The sequence below is a fragment of the Flavobacterium sp. AJR genome (genome assembly GCF_002156885.1).
In the GTDB taxonomy this organism is placed as follows: domain Bacteria; phylum Bacteroidota; class Bacteroidia; order Flavobacteriales; family Flavobacteriaceae; genus Flavobacterium.
Window position 1 is genome coordinate 25,478 of the sequence record NZ_NCWQ01000019.1, and the last position, 21,202, is coordinate 46,679.

Here is a 21,202-nt window from a genome sequence, read left to right on the forward strand (position 1 = left end):
GCCATTTTAAGTTAAAAAAAAGGCCCTTCGAAACCAATAACGAAGGGCCAAACATGAATCAATCAAACCAACCAATTACTTGATTAACTCAAAACTAACTTTCTTCTCTGCATTTGAGTCAGTTCCAACATATATGTCGAATTGTCCTGGCTCTGCAATAAATTTTAAGTCTGAATTGTAAAATTTCAAGTCTTCAACAGTAATTTCAAAATTCACAGTTCTTTTTTCTCCTTTTTTAAGGTCTATCTTTTGGAAACCTTTAAGTTCTCTTACTGGTCTTGTAACAGATCCTACTAAATCTCTTATGTATAATTGAACTACTTCTTTACCGTCATAATTTCCTGTATTTGTAACATCAACAGTAACATTTAGTTTTCCTGTGAAGTTCATTTTATCAGATGAAATTTTCAAGTTTGAATAGTCAAAAGTTGTATAACTTAATCCGTAACCAAAAGCGTATAAAGGCTCATTTCTTTCATCAATAAAGTTTGATCTGAATTTCTCAAATTTTCCCTCTTTGTTTACAAGTGGTCTTCCTGTATTTTTTTGGTTGTAATAAATAGGCACTTGTCCTACGCTTCTTGGGAATGTAGATGTTAATTTTCCTGAAGGATTCTCATCTCCAAACAAAACATCTGCAATTGCATGTCCTGCTTCACTTCCTGCAAACCAAACATTAAGGATAGCTGGAACAGTTTCGCTTTCTTCTTTTATTACTAACGGACGACCATCAAATAAAACAACAACAACTGGTTTTCCTGTTTTTAATAATGCTTGTAATAAGTCTTTTTGTGCTTGTGGAATTTCTAAGTTAGTTCTACTACTGCTTTCTCCGCTCATCTCAGCAGATTCTCCAATTGCAGCTACAATTACATCTGATTGTGAAGCAACTTTTAAAGCTTCTGCAAGTAATTCTTCCTTAGTTCTGTTATCACGGTGTAATGTTTTTCCAAACATTGTTGCTTTCTCTTCAAATTCAGCATCATAATCAAGATTACTTCCTTTTGCATAAAGTACGTTTGTTGATTTTCCTGCAACATCTTTAATTCCTGCTAATAATGATATAGCCGTTTTCATATTTGTAGCAACACTCCAAGTACCTGGCATATTTTCTTTGGCATCAGCCAATGGTCCAATTACTGCAATTGTTCCTGATTTCTTTAAAGGCAATAATTGATTTTCGTTTTTTAATAAAACCAATGATTGTGAAGATATTTTTCTAGCTTCGGCTCTATGGCTTGCAGTAAAAATTTCTGTTTTAGCTCTTTTTGGATCACAGTATTTATAAGGATCTTCAAACAATCCTAAATCGTATTTTGCTTCAAGAATAAGACGCACAGCATTATCTAATTGTTCTATGCTTACTTTATTCTCTGCCAATGATTTTTTTAATGTGGTAAGGAATCCTTCTCCTACCATATCCATCTCTACACCTGCATTTAATGCTAATGCTGATACGGTTTGTAAATCACCCATTCCGTGATCGATCATTTCTGGAATTCCAGTATAATCTGTAACTACAAATCCTTTAAAACCCCATTCTTTTCTTAAAACATCGGTCATTAACCATTTATTTCCAGTTGCTGGAATTCCGTCAATTTCATTGAAAGATGCCATAACCGAACCTACACCTGCATCAATAGCAGCTTTATATGGTGGGAAATATTCATTATACATTCTTATTTTACTCATATCTACCGTGTTGTAATCACGTCCTGCCTCTGGCGCACCATATAAAGCAAAATGTTTTACACATGATAAAATAGTATTGTTTTTTGAAAGATCGTGTTGTTGGTATCCATTAACCATTGCTTTTGCAATTTCACTACCTAAATACGGATCTTCTCCTGAACCTTCAGAAACTCTACCCCAACGTGGGTCACGAGAAATATCTACCATTGGTGAGAATGTCCAGTTAATACCATCGGCACTAGCTTCTTGTGCAGCAATTTGAGCACTTCTCTCTATCGCTTTCATATCCCAAATACAAGATAATCCAAGCGGAATTGGGAATGTAGTTTCATAACCATGAATAACGTCCATACCAAAAAGCAAAGGAATTTTCAATCGGCTTTTTTCAACTGCAATCTTTTGTACTTCTTTTATCTTTTGAACTGATTTAATATTGAATAGTCCACCTACTTTTCCTTCTTCAATATTTTTAGCAACATTAGAACTATTAGCCTGACCAGTTGTTATATCTCCAGAAGTTGGTAAATTTAACTGTCCGATTTTTTCATCTACTGTCATTTTTGACATCAACTCTGAAACGAACTCTGATCTTGGCTTAATTTTTACAGTTTTTTTGGCTTCTTTTTTTTGAGCATAACTCAAAAAAGCACATCCTAAAAAGAGTATTACTAATTTGTTTTTCATTCTATGGGTTTTATTTATTTCTTACTTGTTTAAACATCCAGTCATAAATTTCCTGGTTGTCATATACTCTTGACCAACTATCATGACCTGCATCATCAAAAATGGTCAACTCTACATTGCTATTACATTTTTTTAATTCCTTATAAATTGTAATCGCATAATCTATATTCACGACATCATCCATTAATCCATGGAAAATTCGTGTTGGAATCTTTGCTATTTTGCAGGTCTGCTCTAATTGTATTAAATCTACAAACCCCGAAATTGGAACTATTGCTGCAAACATATCCGGACGCGCAAAAGCTAGATTCCATGTTCCCCAGCCTCCCAGGCTTAATCCTGTAACATAAATTCTATCTGAATCTATATTGTTTTCTTTCTGGATTTTTAAGATCAATCGGTATAAAACTTCTGCATCCCATTCTTCGCCTTCTGGACATTGTGGAGCAAGAACATAAGCATCGAGTTTGTGATCTTTTAAATACTTAAATGGACCGTGAATTTTTACTTTCTCAATATCGGTTCCTTTTTCGCCAGAACCATGAAGAAAAATTAGCAATGGTTTCTTCTCTTTTATATCCGCTGGAATATGCAATGCGTACCCTAGTTCATGTTTTTGAATGATTTCGGTTTTAATCTTCCCATTTACAGTTGTTTGAGCAAAAGAAATGAACGAAAATAATAGAGCTACTACTGCTAATTTATACTTCATATTAAAACTGTTTTCTAGAATCCGTATTTACCTGAGTGAAAACCTAATCCTATCAATCCTTGTTTAACTTCTGGAGCATTCATAAATAATTCCCATAATAAACCAGAACGATAGTTCTCTAACATAACCACTTCTGGACCTTGGTCTATCGCCAAATAGCGTTGAGCAGTCCAACCGTATTGTAAACTACTAGCATCATAAAATCCTGCTACTCCCCAAGTATCTTTTTTATGATTTTCGTATAAATTACGCATCACTGCAATAGACTCTTTTGGTGTATAAACAATTGAGCTAATTGCTGCTGTTGGTGCAATAACTCCTACATCATTACTAGGCATATGTGCGTTGTAACCTGTCGTTCCGTCTGGGTTTCTAGAATAAGATGCAGTTAATCCCCAATAATCAGAACCGTATCCTTTAAATTTCTTAGGATTTTCTACACAATACTCATAATCGATCTTTACGTGATTTACATTAAGATCCCAATAGTTTGCATATTTATCAGTTAATTGGTTTGGATCAAGTCCAACATACGAATAATGTGCCCAAAATAAAGGACCTCCAAACTCTTCAGCTCCATTGTGTTTTAGAATTAGGGGAATATTATATTTGGTTTTATCCGTAACTATTCCCCCATTTCTTGCCCAACCTTCGTGGTATTCTTTCGGCGTAATTGGGTGTGTTGGCGAAGCTGCCGCCAATATGTAAGTAATTAAACATTCGTTATATCCTTCTAAAGGAAAATTCATTTGCCAATCGTAAGTAGGCGACCAATGCCAATACAAAAAATTCTTGTTATTTGTGTACCATTTCCAGTCTACCCCTTTCCAAAGTGCATCGTATTTTTCGGCGACTGCTTTTTCAGCGCTCGAACCGTTTTTTAAGTATTCACGAACCGTAATCATTCCGCTAACTAAAAATGAAGTTTCTACTAAATCTCCTCCATTATCTTTAGTTCCAAATGGTTTTACTTTTCCTGTATTTCCATCAATCCAATGTGACCAAGCTCCGTGAAAACGGTCGGCTTTAGCCAAGAAATCAGCTATTTTATTAAGTCTCTCTGTACCTTCTTTTTTTGTAATGTAACCTCTTGACATTCCAGACACAATCGCCATTAACCCAAAACCAGAACCTCCGGTCGTAACAACATTAGCATCATTTTCGGGATAAACCCCATCAGGATGATAGCGCTCTCTCGCCAATCCCGAGTTTGGTTCAGCATAGTCCCAGAAATACTTAAAAGTTTGTTTTTGCACTACATCCATAAGCTCTTCATCCGATAGTTTTACAACTGTGGGAGCTACAGTACTCTCTTTAGATTTGTCCATTTTTGATCCACAACCTAAAAAAACAAAAGCCATCAATAAAACTGAAATTCTAATCATTATAAAAATTTATGCAATTAATAAATATCACTTCCTCCATACTCTGGAGGAAGTGATTATTTGGTATTTTAGTAACCAGGGTTTTGATCTGAGTATCCTACAGATTCTCTTATGAAAGTTGTTGGAAGTGGAAACAATTCGTGTCTACCAACAATAAAAGTTTTTCCATTAGGGAAAGCAGGGCTTACGTCTGCTTTCATCGCTGCTTCAGCTTGACCAGTTCTGATGATGTCAAACCATCTGTCATGCTCAAAAGCTAACTCTACTCTTCTTTCTTTCCAGATTGCTATTCTAACATCATCTTGACCTACTGCGGGTGTATCTCCTAATTTTGCTCTTTTACGAACTTGATTTAAGAAAGGAATAGCTGCAGATGTTTGTCCTAATTCATTTAAAGCTTCTGCTTTCATCAACAATACTTCAGCATATCTCAAATATCTAAGGTTTGTATCTGTAAATTCTTGGTTATAAAAAGCAGATGAGTATGCTTTATAATTATACATTGCATTAGCCACTTTATCTGATACTACTCTACCATCATATAAAGTAGATCCTCTAAAAATAATGGTAGCAGCTCTTCTAACATCTCCAGGCTCATATGCATTTGCTAAACCTTCTGTTGGTGTGTTGAATCCCCAACCCCAACCTCCTGCACCACGTGGTGCTTGAGAAGCAGTGTAATTTGGAATTCCAAATCCAGGGCTAGAAGTAGAACCTACTCCATTAATTTCAAAAATAGATTCAGAACCAAATTCTCCATCTAATTTATACATTGAAGCATAATCTGAAACTAGAACGTATCCGGTTACTTTATCACAATTGTCAATTACTTTCTGCCAATTTTTTTGATATAAATTTACTTTCGCTAACAACGCATATGCAGATCCTTTAGAAACTCTCATTCTATCTGCGCCTGAGTAAGCAGATTTTTCAGGTAAATTAGCTATTGCATCATTTAAATCTTGTTCTATAAAAGCATAAACTTCTGCAGTAGATTTACGTGTTAATTGCATTTTTCTGTCCTCTTCTGTAATTGGAACATTAGCTAAACGATCTACAATAGGAACTCCTCCGTATCCTTTTACTAAAGTAAAGTACATAAAAGCTCTCATAAATTTAGCTTCTCCCTCTAATCTCACTTTTAAACTAGGTGTTACCTTGTCTAATCTAGGGAACATTGCCAATGCCTGATTACATCTGTTTATTCCTGCATAATTAGCATCCCAAGTAGATTGAAATGATGGAGTTGATGCATTATAAGTTAAAGCATCAATAACGTCTTTATCTGTACCAGCATCACTAGGATCTGAACCTTTATCGGCATCATCTGAAATAATACTTGTTACTGCGTTCCATCCAAAAGAAGACATGTCCCAGTTTAAGAACTGATTGTAAATTGCAGTTACAAATCCTGAAGCTCCCGCATCACTATTTACCAACGCTGGATCTGCTGGAAGAGCTTGAGTTGGGTCTACATCTAAAAACTCATTTGAACATCCAGAAAAGAATAATCCAGAAAGTACAAACATTGATATATATAATCTTTTCATAATATTAAAATTTTAAATTAGCACCTATAACGAATGATCTCAATGATGGGTAAGCATCTAGCTCAACTCCCTGAGTACCTTCAACTAACTTACCATCACCTGTGATATCAGGTGAAAATCCTGAGAATTTTTGTGTGATGAATGGATTAATTGCATTTACATATATTCTACAAAAGCTAATAAACTGATCTTCTTTAAGAGGAAGTTTGTATCCTACAGTAATATTATTGATTCTGAAAAAATCTGCAGATTCTAAATAAAAAGTGGAAGCAACAGGAGTTTTATTAAAAGGTAAAGGAGTTGAAGCTGTTCCGTAATTACCAACTAAAGAAGCTTCTACATTTTCTCCTCCAAAACGTTGTGCCTTTTTACCATTGTACACTTTTGCTCCTCCTGTTCCGTAACCATCAACAGAAAAATCGAAGTTTTTGTAGTTTGCTCCTAAAGTAATTCCATAAGTAGAAGTTGGTAAAAGTGAACCTACATACTTTTTATCATTAAGTTCATCTAAACCTTCCTGAACAACTTTAGTACCATTTGCTTTGTAGTACAACATTTCTCCACTATCTTGATCTACACCAGCATATTTGTACATATAAAAACTACCTAAAGGTTGTCCAATCGCTCTATTGTCAAGTAATTTAACATTTTGTCCATTTGATAAACTACCACCAATTACTGGAGATAATTGAACATTTTTAAGGCTAGTAAGTTCATTTTTATTATAAGAATAATTCCCTCCTACCCAGTAGCTAAAATTGTCGTTTATTCTATCATCCCAACGTAATGCAACTTCATATCCTTTATTAGATACTTCACCAACGTGCGCAGGTGTAGGTACTGTAATTCCTGAAGCTGAATATGGCTTAACATTCAAAATTGTATTTGTTGTGTTTTTGCTATACGCATCAAAAGATCCTTTTAATCTATTGTTCAATAATTCAAAATCAAAACCTCCTGAAAGTTCCTCAACAATCTCCCAACCTAAACTAGGATCTATTTGAGAATTGATTGTCGTTCCTGAACCAAAACCAGGGTAATCTACTCCTGAAGTTAATATCTGAGTATTAAGTGGTACATTTTGATTTCCTAATCTACCCCAAGAACCTCTTAATTTTAATAAGTCTAACCCTTTAATATCTGCTAAGAAGCTTTCTTTTGTTACAATCCATCCTAAACCAACAGATGGAAATGTTCCCCAACGCTGATCTTTAGCAAATTGTGACGAACCATCGCGTCTTACAGTACCTGTAAGTAAGTATCTATCCATTAATTTATATTGGAAACGACCAAAATAAGATGCTAATCTTCTTTGATTAAGAGCTTCATCTTTATAACCTGTTACTGAACCAGCAACATTAACATTTTCTAAAGACCAGTAATTAGAATCTGGATATACGTTCTTTCTATCAATAGTTAATTTTTGTCTGGTACCATTTACGTTAGACTCCATACCTACAGTAACTTCAATATCATGAATATCTCCAAATACTTTATTATAAGTTAAGTAGTTAGATAAATTCCAGTTAAAATATTCGTCTCTACCTCTTGTTAATGTATTTATATTTAAATCCTTAGGATAATCTCCCTGTATACGAGTAGGATCTGCTGCTAACCAAAGAGCAACGTTATCAACATAATTATACTGTTTGTAAGTATAATACTCTGCATTAAATTGAGAGGTAAACTTTAATGATTTACTAATCTCATAATCTAATTTTAACCCTCCTTGTAAAATCACACTTTGTTGTTGTTCATCTGTATAATCTAACTGAGCTACTGGATTTCCTACATTGTTAAACGATTTTGTTCCGTTTTCAGAAACGATTCCTGTTGCTTCATCTACAAATGGAACTCCATATTTTCCATTAGCAAAACGTACAGGAACTAATGGAGACTGTCTATAAGCTGCAGAAAATGCACCTAAAGGCATTGGTCTGTTTTTTATACTAGTTACACTTAAATTTTGAGACAATTTAAGCCTATCCGAAATTTTAAACTCATTATTATTTCTAATAGTTGTACGTCCGTAATCCGATCCATTTAAAATTCCTTTTTCTTCATAATTACCTACACTAAAAAAGTATTTAACAGTTTCTGTAGACCCAGAAATAGCAAGATTGTTTTGAGAATAAGTTCCCGTTCTTGTTATTTCATCCATCCAATTTGTACTATATGGCTGATTAGCTGCAAATCTACCTTTTGGGAAATCATCAAAAGCTGCTAAGTTATTATAACTAATGTATTGATCACTATTAGCCATTTTTACTTTTTTCAAAGGAGTTCTAAAACCTGTAAAACTCTCCAATTCAACAGTAAGTTTTCCTTTTCCTGATTTGGTTGTAATCATAATTACACCATTAGCACCTCTTGTTCCGTAAATTGCAAGTGCAGAAGCATCTTTTAAGATTTCATACGAAGTAATATCATTAGCATTAATGTTATTGATATTCTCTGTAGGCATACCATCTACCACATATAATGGGTTTCTTCCTCCTAATGCAGTACCAGCTCCTCTAATTACTATAGAAGGTGTGCTTCCTGGAGCATCAGAAGATGATACCTGAACCCCTGCAGCTTTACCTTGTATTGCCTGAGAAGCGTTCATTACTTTCATTCTAGTGATTTCTTCTGGCTTAATTGAGTTTACTGCCGAAGTATTATCTATTTTCTTTCTTGTTCCGTATCCTATAACAACAACTTCTTTTAAAGCTGTATCTTCTGATTCTTTTAAAACAATACTCATAGGAGTTGAAGTTGCTTTAATAGTCGAAGCTTCAAAACCAACCATGCTAATTTTTAATGTCTCGCCTACTTTGGCTTTAATTTCAAAATTACCATCAAAATCTGTGTCTGTTGAAGTTCTAGATTCTGTGGCAACGACCATTGTTCCTGGAATTGCCATACCCTGTGAATCCAAAACCTTACCTTTAATTACTTGACCAGACATATATGCTGGAAGTAGAATGAGCGCTAATAAGCTAAAAATAAGATTTCTCATATATTAATAAATTGTTAAAGTTAGTTTGTCAAACTTAGATAATTACAACGTTATAGTGCGTTAAATAGAAATACTACATGACTACATCAAAACACCAAAAAAACACATTAAGTTAATGATTTTTAATAAATTAAAAAAACACAAAAACACCATTACACATCATGTTGATGTAGTAATGATGTATTGTTATATGATAAAATTTAAAGTTAAATAATATATTATCCCTAAAAAAACAGGGTGTTTTTATATATTTAATAGAAAATTAGAAAGGTTTTCGTCCTGTACAAGGTTCAATTTCTTCCTTAATCGATAACGATGTAGTTCTACTCCTCTAAATGAGATGTTCATTAGAGGTGCAATCTCTTTTGAGGAAAGATTCATTTTTAGGTAAATGCAAAGCTTAATATCCTTTGAAGTCAGGTTAGGATATTTTTGAGAAAGTGTTGTGATAAACTCATTGTGTATCTGATTCAGATTATTTTCAAAAGTTTCCCACTCGTGTTTATTAACAGCATTTATTTTAATCGCTTTTTTTATTTCGCTTTTGAGTTTATTAAAATCTGCTTCAGAATCTAGAATACCTTGTATCTTTTCAATCATTTCGCTTTGCTTGGCAATAGAAAGTGATTTACCTGCTACCTCTGATGATTTAGTTTGTAACTCTAGTTCAAGAATATGTTTTTGGTACTCTTGACTATTTAAATCATTCTCGGCTTTCAATTCCATTTCCAGAATTTTCTTTTGATGTCTTAGCTCTTCTTCTCTTAATTCAAGTTTTTGTAAGTAGCGTATGTTATTCCATTTATAATAGATATACAAAACAACACCTATAATAGACAAATACAACAAAAGCATCCAAGCAGAAAGATACCATGGTTTTGCAACTACAAATTCAAAATTTGCAATCTTACTATAACTTAAACCATCATGATTAAATATTTCGACATCGTGGGAACCACTATTTAAATTGTTCAAAACAATTAAACCGTCTTTTATGGGAATAAATTTATTTTCTCCATTAATTTTATAAGACAAATTTGGTTTTGATGCCCCAAATATTCCTGAGATTACATTTATTTTTAATTCGGTATTATAATTTATACTCGAATTATTCTCTATCAAGTTTTCGTTATTAAACGCCTCAACCTCTAAATTTAGTTTTTCTTTATTGATGTCTTTTAACTGAAAAGAAATAAAACCATCATCCAGATTTAATAAATAGTTATTGTTATTTTTAAAAATATTCAGATTGTCATTAATTATTTTACCCTTATAATATTTCTCTTGAATACTGTTCCAGATAAATTTATTGCCATTTGCATAAATGTGATACAAAAACCCGTCTTGTAGCAATATAAAATGACTTTCGTCAATAGCAGCTACATCAGAAATATTACTAAAATTCGAATTAAAAAGTTCGTTTTTCTCTAATTGATTCGCTATCGAATTATAAGTGTACCACGTTTTATTTATTAAAAAGAGTATTTCCTTTCTAAACTCAAATATTTTCACACCAAAATCATTTTTAATTTTACTGTGTTGCGTAACGTTTTCTACCTTTTTTGTCTCGTAATCGTCGTTATATAAAATTCTATATAAACCTCTATAATTATCAGCTGCCCAAACTTCATTTTTTTTGTTTTGAGCTACATATTTTATAGGTTTCTTTAATCCGTTTAAGATCACTTTTTCATCTAAGTTATTAATGTCTTTATACACAACAACTCCGCTGTATGTTGCTTGAAAATAAGAATTACCAATACTACTCTTAGTCAAATTCCAACCTCCATTTGTTGTATTTAATTTAGAAAACTGTCCATTTTCATACAAGAATGTTCCTTCGTTATGACCAATAAAGTATTTAGAACCTATTTTACTTATATTCCAAGCCTGACCTTGACTATTAGGAATCAATGAGAGCTTTTTATCTACATATTTAAAAACACCATGGTTAGATGCCATTAAATATCCCTTCTCGATGTTTACAACTGAATATACTGATCCTAAAACTCCCGAATTATCATAAAAAATAGATACTGGCGAAGTAACTTCAATATGCGCTATTCCGTTATCGAGTCCCAACCATAAATCATTTTCTTTATCCAGCCCTATACTTAAGATAGAATTGTTCATCAATACATTTTTTCTATTGATGTTTTTAAAAGAATTATCATTAAAGTCAAACATATAAATTCCGTCTCCGGCAGTTCCAATTATAAGTTTGTTATTTTTTAAAAATCGGGCAACATTTATATTGGCACTTTTTAGGATTCCATTTAATGGATTATTCCAGGCAATTAAATTTCCTTTATCTTCTACAAAAATTCCGTTTTTATGTGTAAAAATGTATGCCTTATTCTTATACTTTTCGATCGCATGAATAACATTATTTCTTAAGGTATTCCATCCTTTTACTGGGCTTAATTTATCCCCTTTTAAAACATAAACACCATGTTCTACAGAAGCTACAAGCAACTGATTATTGATAATAAAGCAATAGGATATTAAAAACGGTAGTTTAGTTTTCTTGATTCTTTTTCCATCATAAGCAAAAACTTGATTAAATGATTGAAAGTATATTACATCATTAAATTTAAAAATCTTCCATACTTCTTCATTTTCATTTTCATCAAATACTCCCCTATTTTTAGAGATAGAAACATACTTCATTTTTCCGTCTTCTCTATACCAATAACCAAACTCTTTATAGGAACCTGAATAAATCTTATCTCCTTCGACCATTATCGAGCGAATGATAGTCTTGTTTGGCAAAGTATATTTTTCCCAAACTACTCCATTATAACGCACCAAATAATGATTATTTGCAAAATACATCGCATTATCATTTCCTTGCGCAACACTCCATATCTGATTATCACCTTCGTAATTAGATTTATTATAGTTTTCTACAAAAGGGAGTAACTCTTGTGCATGAACCTGTAACGCTATAAAAATAAGGAAAAGTGATTTAAGAAGATTTGATTTCAAAATATTGGTATTTATCATCAAATATAATCACATTTATTCAAATTTTCATATAAAAAAAGCCTCTCGATGAGAAGCTTTTTTTATAAAATAATGTGTTATATCTAGTTTTTAAGCAAATGATGAACTTGATTTGCAATTTCAAATTCTTCATCTGTAGGGATTACCAAAATTTTGGTTCTAGACGCTTCTGTATTGATTTCGCGATTAGATTTAGAACGAATTTCATTTTTCTCATTATCTAATTCAATTCCAAAAAACTCCATATCGGTACAAACTAATTTTCGCATATAAGATGAATTCTCCCCTATTCCTGCAGTAAAAACAATAGCATCTAAACCATTTAAAACAGCTGTATAAGAACCTATATATTTTTTTATTCGATAAGCATTCATTGCCAATGCCAATTGACATTCTTTATTACCTTTTTCTGCTTGAGCCTCAATATCTCTTAAGTCGCTAAAACCTGTAAGACCAAGCATTCCGCTTTGTTTTTGGAGTATTGTATTAATCTCTTCTAATGAATAATTTAAGGTATTTTTCATATAGAAAATTATCGAATGATCAATATCACCAGCACGTGTTCCCATTATTAAACCATTTGCAGGTGCAAATCCCATTGTGTGGTCAATACTCTTACCATCTTTAACCGCTGTCATACTACAACCGTTACCTAAATGTATTGTAATGATATTTTTACCTTTTGTATCAGTATGTTTCTTCAAGTATTTAATAGCATTCTCCGAAACATATTTATGACTTGTTCCATGAAAACCATACATACGTATTTTATTCTCTGTCAAAAGCTTGTCAGGAATAGCATATTTGTGAGCTACAACTGGTATTGTTTGATGAAAAGCAGTATCAAAAACTGCAATTTGTTCCGCTGTATCAAAAATTTCTTCAGCAACATTTATTCCTTCAAGATTTGCAGGATTGTGTAATGGTGCTAATTCGAAAAGTTGCTTGATTTTGGCTTTTATTTTTTCATCAATCTTAACAGTTTTGGTAAATTCACTTCCGCCATGAACCACACGATGTCCTACAGCATTAATCTCTGAAGTACTTTTTATAACGCCTGTTTCTCCATTTAAAAGTAAGCTGGCTACCTTTTGTAATCCTATTTTATGTGTTGCAATTGGCAAAATTTCTTCAAAAGAAACATCTTTTGTTTTATATGTTACATTCGAACTTTCTAAACCAATTCTGTCAATCATACCAGAACAAATCACTTCATTTGCTGGCATTTTCATTAATTGATATTTTATAGAAGAGCTTCCTGAATTTAAAATTAATATTTTCATTGTTATTTTTTTAGGTGCTAAGGCACTAAGTTTCTAAGTTCCTTTTTTTTTATAAGCTTAGTTTTTTTTACAGATTTTTAATTAATTACAATCCTTGTGCCTGAATTGCTGTAATAACAACTGTATTTATAATATCATCTACGGTACAACCTCGGCTTAAATCATTTACAGGCTTATTTAATCCTTGCAACATTGGCCCAATTGCCAGTGCTCCTGTTTCTCGCTGTACTGCTTTATAGGTATTGTTTCCTGTATTTAAATCAGGGAAAATAAGTACGCTTGCTTGTCCTGCAACTTCAGAATCTGGCATTTTACTTTTTCCAACGCTTCTATCTACGGCAGCATCATATTGGATTGGCCCTTCAATTTTTAAATCAGGACGTTTTTGTTTAACAATTTCAGTAGCAGCTCTTACTTTCTCAACCTCATCTCCTTTACCAGATGTTCCAGATGAATAAGATAACATTGCAATTTTTGGTTCTATCCCAAAAGCCGCGCTGGAATCTGCTGATGAAATAGCGATTTCAGCCAATTGTTCTGCCGTTGGGTTAGGATTTATAGCACAATCTCCAAACACCGAAACACGGTCTTCTAAACACATAAAAAATACCGATGAAACTACAGATGAGTTTGGTTTGGTTTTAATAAACTGTAAAGCGGGTAATATTGTATGTTGGGTTGTATGTGCAGCACCAGAAACCATTCCGTCAGCATGCCCTTTATAAACCATCATGGTTCCAAAATAAGAAACATCCTCCATTAAATCTCTTGCCATAGTAATGGTCACATTCTTATTTTTTCTAAGCTCATAATAAGTATTCGCGTAGTCTTCATAAAATGGAGATTCTATTGGATTTATAATTTTAATTTTCGAAAAGTCAAAAGTAATTCCTAATTCAGCCACCTTACTTTCTATTTGTTTTTTATCTCCAATTATCGAAATATCAACAACATCCATCGCTAATAATCTCGATGCAGCAATAATAATACGCTCATCGCTTCCCTCTGGCAAAATAATATGCTTACGATGCTTTTTGGCTCTGGTTACCAAGTTATACTGGAACATTTTTGGTGTCATTCCTTCTGCCACAAAAGTGATTAGTTTCTCAGATAAACTATCTAAATCAACATACTTTTCAAATGTATTAATTGAAGTTTCTATTTTATGCTCATTATTTGCATAAATTTTCGATTTAACAGCACCAATTTGGTTCGTAATATTATACGTTCCACCCTCTACCGAAATAATTGGAACAATAGGTGAAAGTCCTTCTATTAACTTCAAAATACTCTCTTCTGGAATGATATTCCCCGTAAGTACAATCCCTGATATCGTAGGATAATTGGCCGATTCATTAGCCTGTAAAGCACCTAAAATAATATCGGCACGATCACCAGGAGTAATAACTAAACTATTTTCTTTTAAATGCATTAGATAATTATGCAATTGCATCGCTCCTACACTAAAATGTCCCGTTTGATTATTTAAATGTGCAGCTCCAAATAAAACCTTAGCATCTAGTTCATTTACAATTTCCTGAACTGTTGGATTATTCAAGCTCGAAATAACCGGGATAGCATTAACCAAAACACTTTCTGGAAGGCTTTTTTTCAATCCTGAAGTTACCAATTCAACATTCTCAATTTGAACTTTATTTGCAATTACCGCTAGAACTTCTACCTCTTTTATTTTAAAAGAATTATATACCAGAGAAAGGTTATCTACCAATTCATCTAATGTTTTACCAATTCCTGAACCAAGGATAATAGTTGGAATTCCTAAATTCTTAGCAATTAATACATTTGTATCCAGTTCTATTACTGTTCCTTCTCCCGTAAAGCTAGTTCCTTCGACTAATACAAAATCAAAACGCTCTTCGAGACGTTTGTATTTTTCGATTATTAAGTCTAATACTTCTCCTATTTTGCCTTTATTCTTCTTCTTGATTAATTTACTTTTTGTGATAGCAAATGCATCTTCAAATTTAATGTCTAGATTAAAATGTGTAATCACAGTTTCGATATGATTATCCAATTCTCCGTCGATAAAATCCTCAACAATGGGTCTAAAATAGCCCACTTTGGCAGTTTTCCCCATCAACATACTCATTAACCCTAAAGTAATAATCGACTTACCACTATTCTGCTCGCTTGTTGCTATATATACTGCTTTACTCATAATTTTATTGTTTAAAAAACATCTAAAAATAGTCTAAATCCTATATTTTATTTATTAAAAATAGTTTTAATTAAATCGGTATTCATGTTATAAATCCTTTCAATTAAAAAGAAGCAAAATTAGAGAAATTGCCCCTTACTACAACTGACATTTGTCATATCAAGGACAATATTGTCCACTATTAATTTTATCCGTAATTACAGGCCAATTAAGGAACGACAGTTAATTCACTATCAGCTATTAACTCTAAAACCACCTTCTTTTTTTAAAATAAATTATTAACGCAATCACTAATAAAAACATTCCAATCATAACAGAATAATATCCGTATTGATATTTAAGTTCTGGTATATTTTCAAAGTTCATTCCATACACTCCAACTATAAAAGTAAGTGGTATAAATATTGCCGAAATTATGGTCAATGTCTTCATAATTTCATTCATTTTACGGCTTTGCGCCGAAAAATAGAAATTAGAAGCGCTTTCTAACGAACTCATGTCCGACTCTATTTGCTCTAAAAGTTCTAAGCTTTTTTGATGTAAACGTGCAAAAAAACTAAAATTTTCCTTTTCAATTCCATTAAATGTATTGTCGTCTTTTATACTTTTTATATCATACAAAGAATCTCTAAGTGGTATAATAGAGCGTTTTAAGAAATTGAAATTATCACGGTGTTTTTCTATTTCTTCAAGAATAGCAGGATTAGTATCTCCTTTAGTAATATTAATCAATTCTTCTACTTTATTTTCTTCATCTTCGAGCGTGATATAAAAATTTTCCATCACAGCATCTAATAATAAATAAAGCAAGTAATCTACTTTTTTGGTTCGTACAATTCCTGCATGTTGCCTAATACGTTCGCGAATGTGTGTAAAGAAATCACTTCGTTTTTCCTGAAAAGAGATTAAAATACCGTCTTTGATTATAAAACTAATCTGCTCTACACTAATATTATCCGAATCTTCAGAAGGTAAAAGAGATTTTATATTAAAAAAGAGTATTTCTTGTTGTTCTTGTAGTTTAGTCCTTTTTGTAGTATTGAGAATATCAGCAAGCATAAAGCCGTCTACTTTAAAATATTCTCCAATAGTCTTAATAAGATCTATATTATTTAAACCATGAATATTTAGCCAATTATTTTTAGTGTAATCGATACACGCATTTAAAGCTAATATATTGAAATTCTCATATTCGGTGATTTCTAAATCATCGTAAACAAAAAGTTGCATTTCCGACTGAGTGTCTTTATGCCGACCTGTATATTCTAAAGAATAGGGTTGTAGTTTTCGGCCTTTTTTGTATTTTATTTTTCTCATTCAATAAATGATTTATATAGTAATATTACAAAAAAGTTTTTTAAAACATGGCTACATTACCAATTTTGGCATTACTAAAGTAAAATTCTAATTTATTTAAGAATTGAATAAAGTAGGTTATTACTTTACTTTCATTTCCATAATAAAGTCTTCCATTAAATACCCGTGATCTAGCTCAATATCAGCTTCGGCTACAATTTCGAATCCCATTTTTTTATAAAAAGAAGCTGCTTTATTAAATCTATTTACATTCAGAGTAACGATATCTGCTTCTTTTTCTTTGGCTGCAGCCACAACAACATCAATTAATATTTTCCCCATACCTTTTCCTTGTGCTTCTGGAAGCAAATACAGTTTATTTAAGCGTGTAGCGTTCTTGTCTTGGTAATTATGTTGATATCCAGCATAACCAAGACAAAAATCGTCCTCATAAGCCATAGTAAAAATATGTCCGTTACGAATGCTTTCTTCTAAAAGGGCTGGCTCATAAAATTTGTCCAGCATATAATCAAGTTGTTCTTGAGATAGGATTTCGCCATAAGTATTAGGCCAGGTTTTAAATGCAATTTCTCTTATTGTAGGTATATCTGTTGCTGATGCTGTTTTAAGTGTAATCATTTTTTTAGACTTCTTAGATTATTAGACCGACTTAGATTGTTAGACTATATGGATAATTGGAATGTCCTTCGACTCCGCTCAGAATGACACTAAACACTGTTACTGAAACTGAACACTGTGACTTAATACTAATCTTACCCGTGAATCGTCTCTCCTTTTCCGTAATTGGTAATTATTGATTCTTCGTAGGCAAGCCATTCTCTCCAACGTTTCTCTACATCAATCCCTACTCCGTATTTTCTGGCATAAGTAATAAAAGTGGTATAATGCCCTGCTTCACTTTCCATCAAATCTCTATAAAAAACAGATAATTCTTCGTCATTGATATTTTCCGAAAGTACTTTAAAACGTTCGCAGCTTCTTGCCTCAATCATCGCCGAGAATAGTAATCTTTCTACCAAGCTAGAAACACGACTTCCGTCACCGCTTTTCTTCATATATAAATACAATTCATTTACATAATCGTCTTTGCGCTCACGACCAAGTTTTAATCCTCTTTTGATGATGATATTATGTACTTGCTCAAAATGGTCAATTTCTTCTTTGGCTAGAGCCAATAAATCCTTAACTAAATCCTGATGTTCTGAGTTATTCGTAATTATCGTGATAGCGTTTGTTGCAGCTTTTTGTTCGCACCAAGCATGATCCGTTAATATCTCTTCAATATTTTTCTCTACGATATTTACCCATCTTGGGTCAGTTGGCAACTGTAATCTTAATACACCCATTTTTCTTTTTGTTTAATGTTTAAAAAAGTATTTAAAGTTAGGGCTGGAAGTAAAAAAGTTTAAAGTTTAAAACTTTTGTGATAGCTTTCGATATCAACAAAACCTTAAACTTTAAACCTTAATCTTTTTAAATAAAATATTCTTAATAAACGAAGATTGCTCTTTCGCTCATCATTTCATTTACTTCGTTAGCAACCTCTTCGATAACTTCTTCACTTGTGTGATTTGTTAATACTCTGTCGATTAATGCAACGATAGTTTCCATGTCGTCTTCAACTAAACCACGAGTTGTGATAGCTGCTGTTCCTACACGAATTCCTGAAGTTACAAATGGTGATTTATCATCAAATGGAACCATATTTTTATTTACAGTAATTTCAGCTTTTACCAATGCATTTTCAGCTTCTTTACCTGAAATTCCTTTATTTCTAAGGTCAATTAACATCATGTGATTGTCAGTTCCTCCAGAAATAATATCGTATCCTCTTTTTACGAACGCTTCTGCCATAGCATTTGCATTCTTTTTTAATTGCATTGCATAAGTAAAGAACTCATCTTGTAATGCTTCTCCAAAAGCAACCGCTTTTGCAGCAATAATATGCATTAAAGGACCTCCTTGGTTACCAGGGAATACAGCTAAGTCTAATAATGCAGACATCATTCTGATTTCTCCTTTTGGATTTGTTAATCCTAGTGGGTTTTCAAAATCTTTACCCATCAAGATTAAACCTCCACGTGGTCCACGTAATGTTTTATGTGTTGTCGTAGAAACGATATGACAATGAGGAATTGGGTCATTCATCAATCCTTTAGCAATTAATCCTGCTGGATGTGAGATATCTGCAAATAAGATTGCTCCTACGCTATCTGCAATTACTCTAAAACGCTCAAAATCCATATCACGAGAATAAGCCGAAGCTCCTGCGATGATTAATTTTGGTTGCTCTTTAGTAGCAATTTCTTGAATTTTATCATAATCTAAACGTCCTGTCTCTTTATCTACACCATAAAAAACCGGAGTATATAAACGTCCCGAAAAGTTTACTGGAGACCCGTGAGTTAAGTGACCCCCGTGAGATAAGTCAAATCCTAAAATTTTATCTCCTGGCTTTAAACATGCATGATAAACAGCAGTATTTGCTTGTGATCCTGAATGTGGTTGTACGTTTGCGTAAGTAGCTCCAAATAACTCTTTGGCTCTATCGATAGCAATTTGCTCAATAACGTCAACTACTTCACAACCTCCGTAGTATCTTTTGCCTGGATAACCTTCTGCATATTTATTTGTTAAAACAGAACCAGCTGCTTCCATTACCTCATCACTTACAAAATTTTCTGAAGCGATTAGTTCTAATCCGTGAATTTGTCTCTCTTGTTCTTCAAGAATAAGATCAAAAATTTGTTCGTCGCGTTGCATTTTTTAGTTTTTCGTTAATTTGATGCAAAAATACAAAAAAACGTTTGTCAAACTGTTAGATTATGATATATTTGACATAGAATTTTTCAACAAATAATTAACATGCACATGCCGATAACTGCCAACGATACTAAACGAAAATCATGGTTAGATGTACCAGAGAATAGTGACTTTCCTATTCAAAACATTCCCTTCGGTGTTTTTCTTACCAAAGAAAATATAGTAACGGTTGGAACAAGAATTGGCGACTACGCCATAGATTTAGGTGCTTTGCAACAATTAAGCTATTTCTCAGGAATTGATTTAACTGATGATATGTTTATGCAAGACACTCTAAATGATTTCATTTCTGATGGAAAAAAAACTTGGAGATTGGTTAGAAACCGTATTGCCGATATATTTGACATCAACAATCCACAATTAAGAGATTCTACAAAAGATAGAGATATAGTCATTTTTAAAATTGATGATGTCGAAATGCAATTACCTGTTTTAATTGGTGATTATACCGATTTTTACTCAAGCAGAGAGCATGCTACCAATGTAGGTAAATTGTTCCGTGATCCAGAAAATGCTTTGTTCCCAAACTGGTTACACATTCCTGTAGGATACCACGGAAGAAGTTCTACTATTATTCCTTCTGGAATTCCTGTACACAGACCAATGGGACAAACGCTTCCTAATGGAGAGAACTCTCCTGTTTTTGGTCCATCAAGATCTATTGATTTTGAACTAGAAACAGCATTTATTACAACCGATGCCAACATAATGGGAGAACCTATTCCTGCTTATGAAGCTGAAGAATATATTTTCGGAATGGTTTTATTGAATGACTGGAGTGCACGCGATATCCAAAAATGGGAATATGTACCTTTAGGACCTTTCTTGGCTAAGAACTTTGCTTCTTCTATTTCTCCCTGGATTGTTACCATGGATGCTTTAGAGCCTTTTAGAACCAAAGGACCTAAACAAGACCCGTCTCCGCTTCCTTACTTACAAACTAAAGGAAAGAAAGCTTTTGATATCAATTTAGAAGTTTCTATTAAACCATTGGATAAAGAAGAAACTGTAGTTTCCAGATCGAATTTTAAATATATGTATTGGTCGATGAGTCAACAATTAGCACATCATACCTCTAATGGTTGTCGTGTTAATTCTGGTGACATGATGGGTTCTGGAACAATATCCGGACCTACTCCAGACAGTTGTGGATCTATGCTGGAACTAACTTGGGGAGGAAAAAACCCTTTAAAGTTAAATGATGGTAGCGAACGTAAATTTATCGAAGATAACGATACTGTAATTATGAGAGGATATTGCGAGAGCAATGAAGTTCGTATTGGTTTTGGAGAAGTTTCAAGCCAATTACTTGCTCCTTTCGTGAGACAATGAAGAGATCTTGATTCAGAATAATAAAAAAACGCATTGAAAATTTTCAATGCGTTTTTTTTATACTTTTTTCCCAAAACAAAAAAGAAGGCTTTTGCTACAAATTTACTTCGTCTGTTCGACTTTCAGTCTCGAGTCAAGAAAGTATTTTTAGGTCTTTGATAAAGAGTTACTAACTTAAATTGTCTATAAAAGGACACGGATGATACGGATTTACAAAAGTAAAGCCACGGATTAAAAC

Annotated in this window: 13 protein-coding genes; 1 reads left to right on the forward strand and 12 read right to left on the reverse strand. The window is 32.9% G+C overall.

The window, feature by feature from the left end:
• Nucleotides 1-75: 75 nt before the first annotated feature.
• The 12 genes from bglX to glyA form a co-directional block, all read right to left on the reverse strand.
• Entirely contained in the window at nt 76-2,376 is a 2,301-nt protein-coding gene (gene bglX, locus B8T70_RS06590; RefSeq protein WP_086894333.1) for a beta-glucosidase BglX, read from the reverse strand.
• Nucleotides 2,377-2,386: 10 nt separating this feature from the next.
• Nucleotides 2,387-3,088, reverse strand: a complete 702-nt coding sequence (locus tag B8T70_RS06595; protein WP_086894334.1) for a prolyl oligopeptidase family serine peptidase — start codon at nt 3,086-3,088, stop codon at nt 2,387-2,389.
• A gap of 14 nt (nt 3,089-3,102) precedes the next feature.
• The gene (locus B8T70_RS06600) at nt 3,103-4,473 is read right to left on the reverse strand and encodes a glucoamylase family protein (protein WP_086894335.1); all 1,371 of its coding nucleotides are present in this window, start codon (nt 4,471-4,473) and stop codon (nt 3,103-3,105) included.
• 68 nt (nt 4,474-4,541) lie between these two features.
• Nucleotides 4,542-6,023, reverse strand: a complete 1,482-nt coding sequence (locus tag B8T70_RS06605; protein WP_086894336.1) for a RagB/SusD family nutrient uptake outer membrane protein — start codon at nt 6,021-6,023, stop codon at nt 4,542-4,544.
• A gap of 4 nt (nt 6,024-6,027) precedes the next feature.
• A complete protein-coding gene (locus B8T70_RS06610) occupies nt 6,028-9,024 on the reverse strand; it encodes a SusC/RagA family TonB-linked outer membrane protein (protein ID WP_086894337.1) in 2,997 nt (998 codons plus the stop codon).
• Nucleotides 9,025-9,267: 243 nt separating this feature from the next.
• Entirely contained in the window at nt 9,268-12,012 is a 2,745-nt protein-coding gene (locus B8T70_RS06615; RefSeq protein ID WP_123912079.1) for a histidine kinase, read from the reverse strand.
• Nucleotides 12,013-12,113: 101 nt separating this feature from the next.
• Nucleotides 12,114-13,313: an acetate/propionate family kinase gene (locus B8T70_RS06620; protein ID WP_039113023.1), complete on the reverse strand. Its 1,200-nt coding sequence runs from the start codon at nt 13,311-13,313 to the stop codon at nt 12,114-12,116.
• An 85-nt stretch (nt 13,314-13,398) separates the two neighbouring features.
• Complete coding sequence (gene pta / locus B8T70_RS06625) at nt 13,399-15,492, reverse strand: phosphate acetyltransferase (protein WP_039113024.1); 2,094 nt, start codon at nt 15,490-15,492, stop codon at nt 13,399-13,401.
• A gap of 246 nt (nt 15,493-15,738) precedes the next feature.
• The gene (gene corA, locus B8T70_RS06630) at nt 15,739-16,809 is read right to left on the reverse strand and encodes a magnesium/cobalt transporter CorA (RefSeq protein ID WP_039118308.1); all 1,071 of its coding nucleotides are present in this window, start codon (nt 16,807-16,809) and stop codon (nt 15,739-15,741) included.
• A 120-nt stretch (nt 16,810-16,929) separates the two neighbouring features.
• The gene (locus B8T70_RS06635; protein WP_039118307.1) at nt 16,930-17,427 is read right to left on the reverse strand and encodes a GNAT family N-acetyltransferase; all 498 of its coding nucleotides are present in this window, start codon (nt 17,425-17,427) and stop codon (nt 16,930-16,932) included.
• Between the two features lie 134 nt (nt 17,428-17,561).
• Nucleotides 17,562-18,155, reverse strand: coding sequence for a tRNA-(ms[2]io[6]A)-hydroxylase (locus B8T70_RS06640; RefSeq protein ID WP_039118306.1), 594 nt, complete (start codon nt 18,153-18,155; stop codon nt 17,562-17,564).
• Between the two features lie 142 nt (nt 18,156-18,297).
• A complete protein-coding gene (gene glyA, locus B8T70_RS06645) occupies nt 18,298-19,572 on the reverse strand; it encodes a serine hydroxymethyltransferase (RefSeq protein ID WP_039113028.1) in 1,275 nt (424 codons plus the stop codon).
• A 108-nt stretch (nt 19,573-19,680) separates the two neighbouring features.
• On the opposite strand from glyA, the gene fahA reads away from it, so the two are divergent.
• Nucleotides 19,681-20,964 (forward strand): fumarylacetoacetase, encoded by a 1,284-nt coding sequence (gene fahA, locus B8T70_RS06650; protein WP_086894340.1) that lies wholly within the window; start codon nt 19,681-19,683, stop codon nt 20,962-20,964.
• Nucleotides 20,965-21,202 lie beyond the last annotated feature (238 nt).

Bases quoted from the DNA above. Each gene is read 5' to 3' on its own strand.
- bglX (WP_086894333.1), bottom strand. From the start codon at position 2,376: ATGAAAAACAAATTAGTAATACTCTTTTTAGGATGTGCTTTTTTGAGT.
- B8T70_RS06595 (WP_086894334.1), bottom strand. From the start codon at position 3,088: ATGAAGTATAAATTAGCAGTAGTAGCTCTATTATTTTCGTTCATTTCT.
- B8T70_RS06600 (WP_086894335.1), bottom strand. From the start codon at position 4,473: ATGATTAGAATTTCAGTTTTATTGATGGCTTTTGTTTTTTTAGGTTGT.
- B8T70_RS06605 (WP_086894336.1), bottom strand. From the start codon at position 6,023: ATGAAAAGATTATATATATCAATGTTTGTACTTTCTGGATTATTCTTT.
- B8T70_RS06610 (WP_086894337.1), bottom strand. From the start codon at position 9,024: ATGAGAAATCTTATTTTTAGCTTATTAGCGCTCATTCTACTTCCAGCA.
- B8T70_RS06620 (WP_039113023.1), bottom strand. From the start codon at position 13,313: ATGAAAATATTAATTTTAAATTCAGGAAGCTCTTCTATAAAATATCAA.
- pta (WP_039113024.1), bottom strand. From the start codon at position 15,492: ATGAGTAAAGCAGTATATATAGCAACAAGCGAGCAGAATAGTGGTAAG.
- corA (WP_039118308.1), bottom strand. From the start codon at position 16,809: ATGAGAAAAATAAAATACAAAAAAGGCCGAAAACTACAACCCTATTCT.
- B8T70_RS06635 (WP_039118307.1), bottom strand. From the start codon at position 17,427: ATGATTACACTTAAAACAGCATCAGCAACAGATATACCTACAATAAGA.
- B8T70_RS06640 (WP_039118306.1), bottom strand. From the start codon at position 18,155: ATGGGTGTATTAAGATTACAGTTGCCAACTGACCCAAGATGGGTAAAT.
- glyA (WP_039113028.1), bottom strand. From the start codon at position 19,572: ATGCAACGCGACGAACAAATTTTTGATCTTATTCTTGAAGAACAAGAG.
- fahA (WP_086894340.1), top strand. From the start codon at position 19,681: ATGCCGATAACTGCCAACGATACTAAACGAAAATCATGGTTAGATGTA.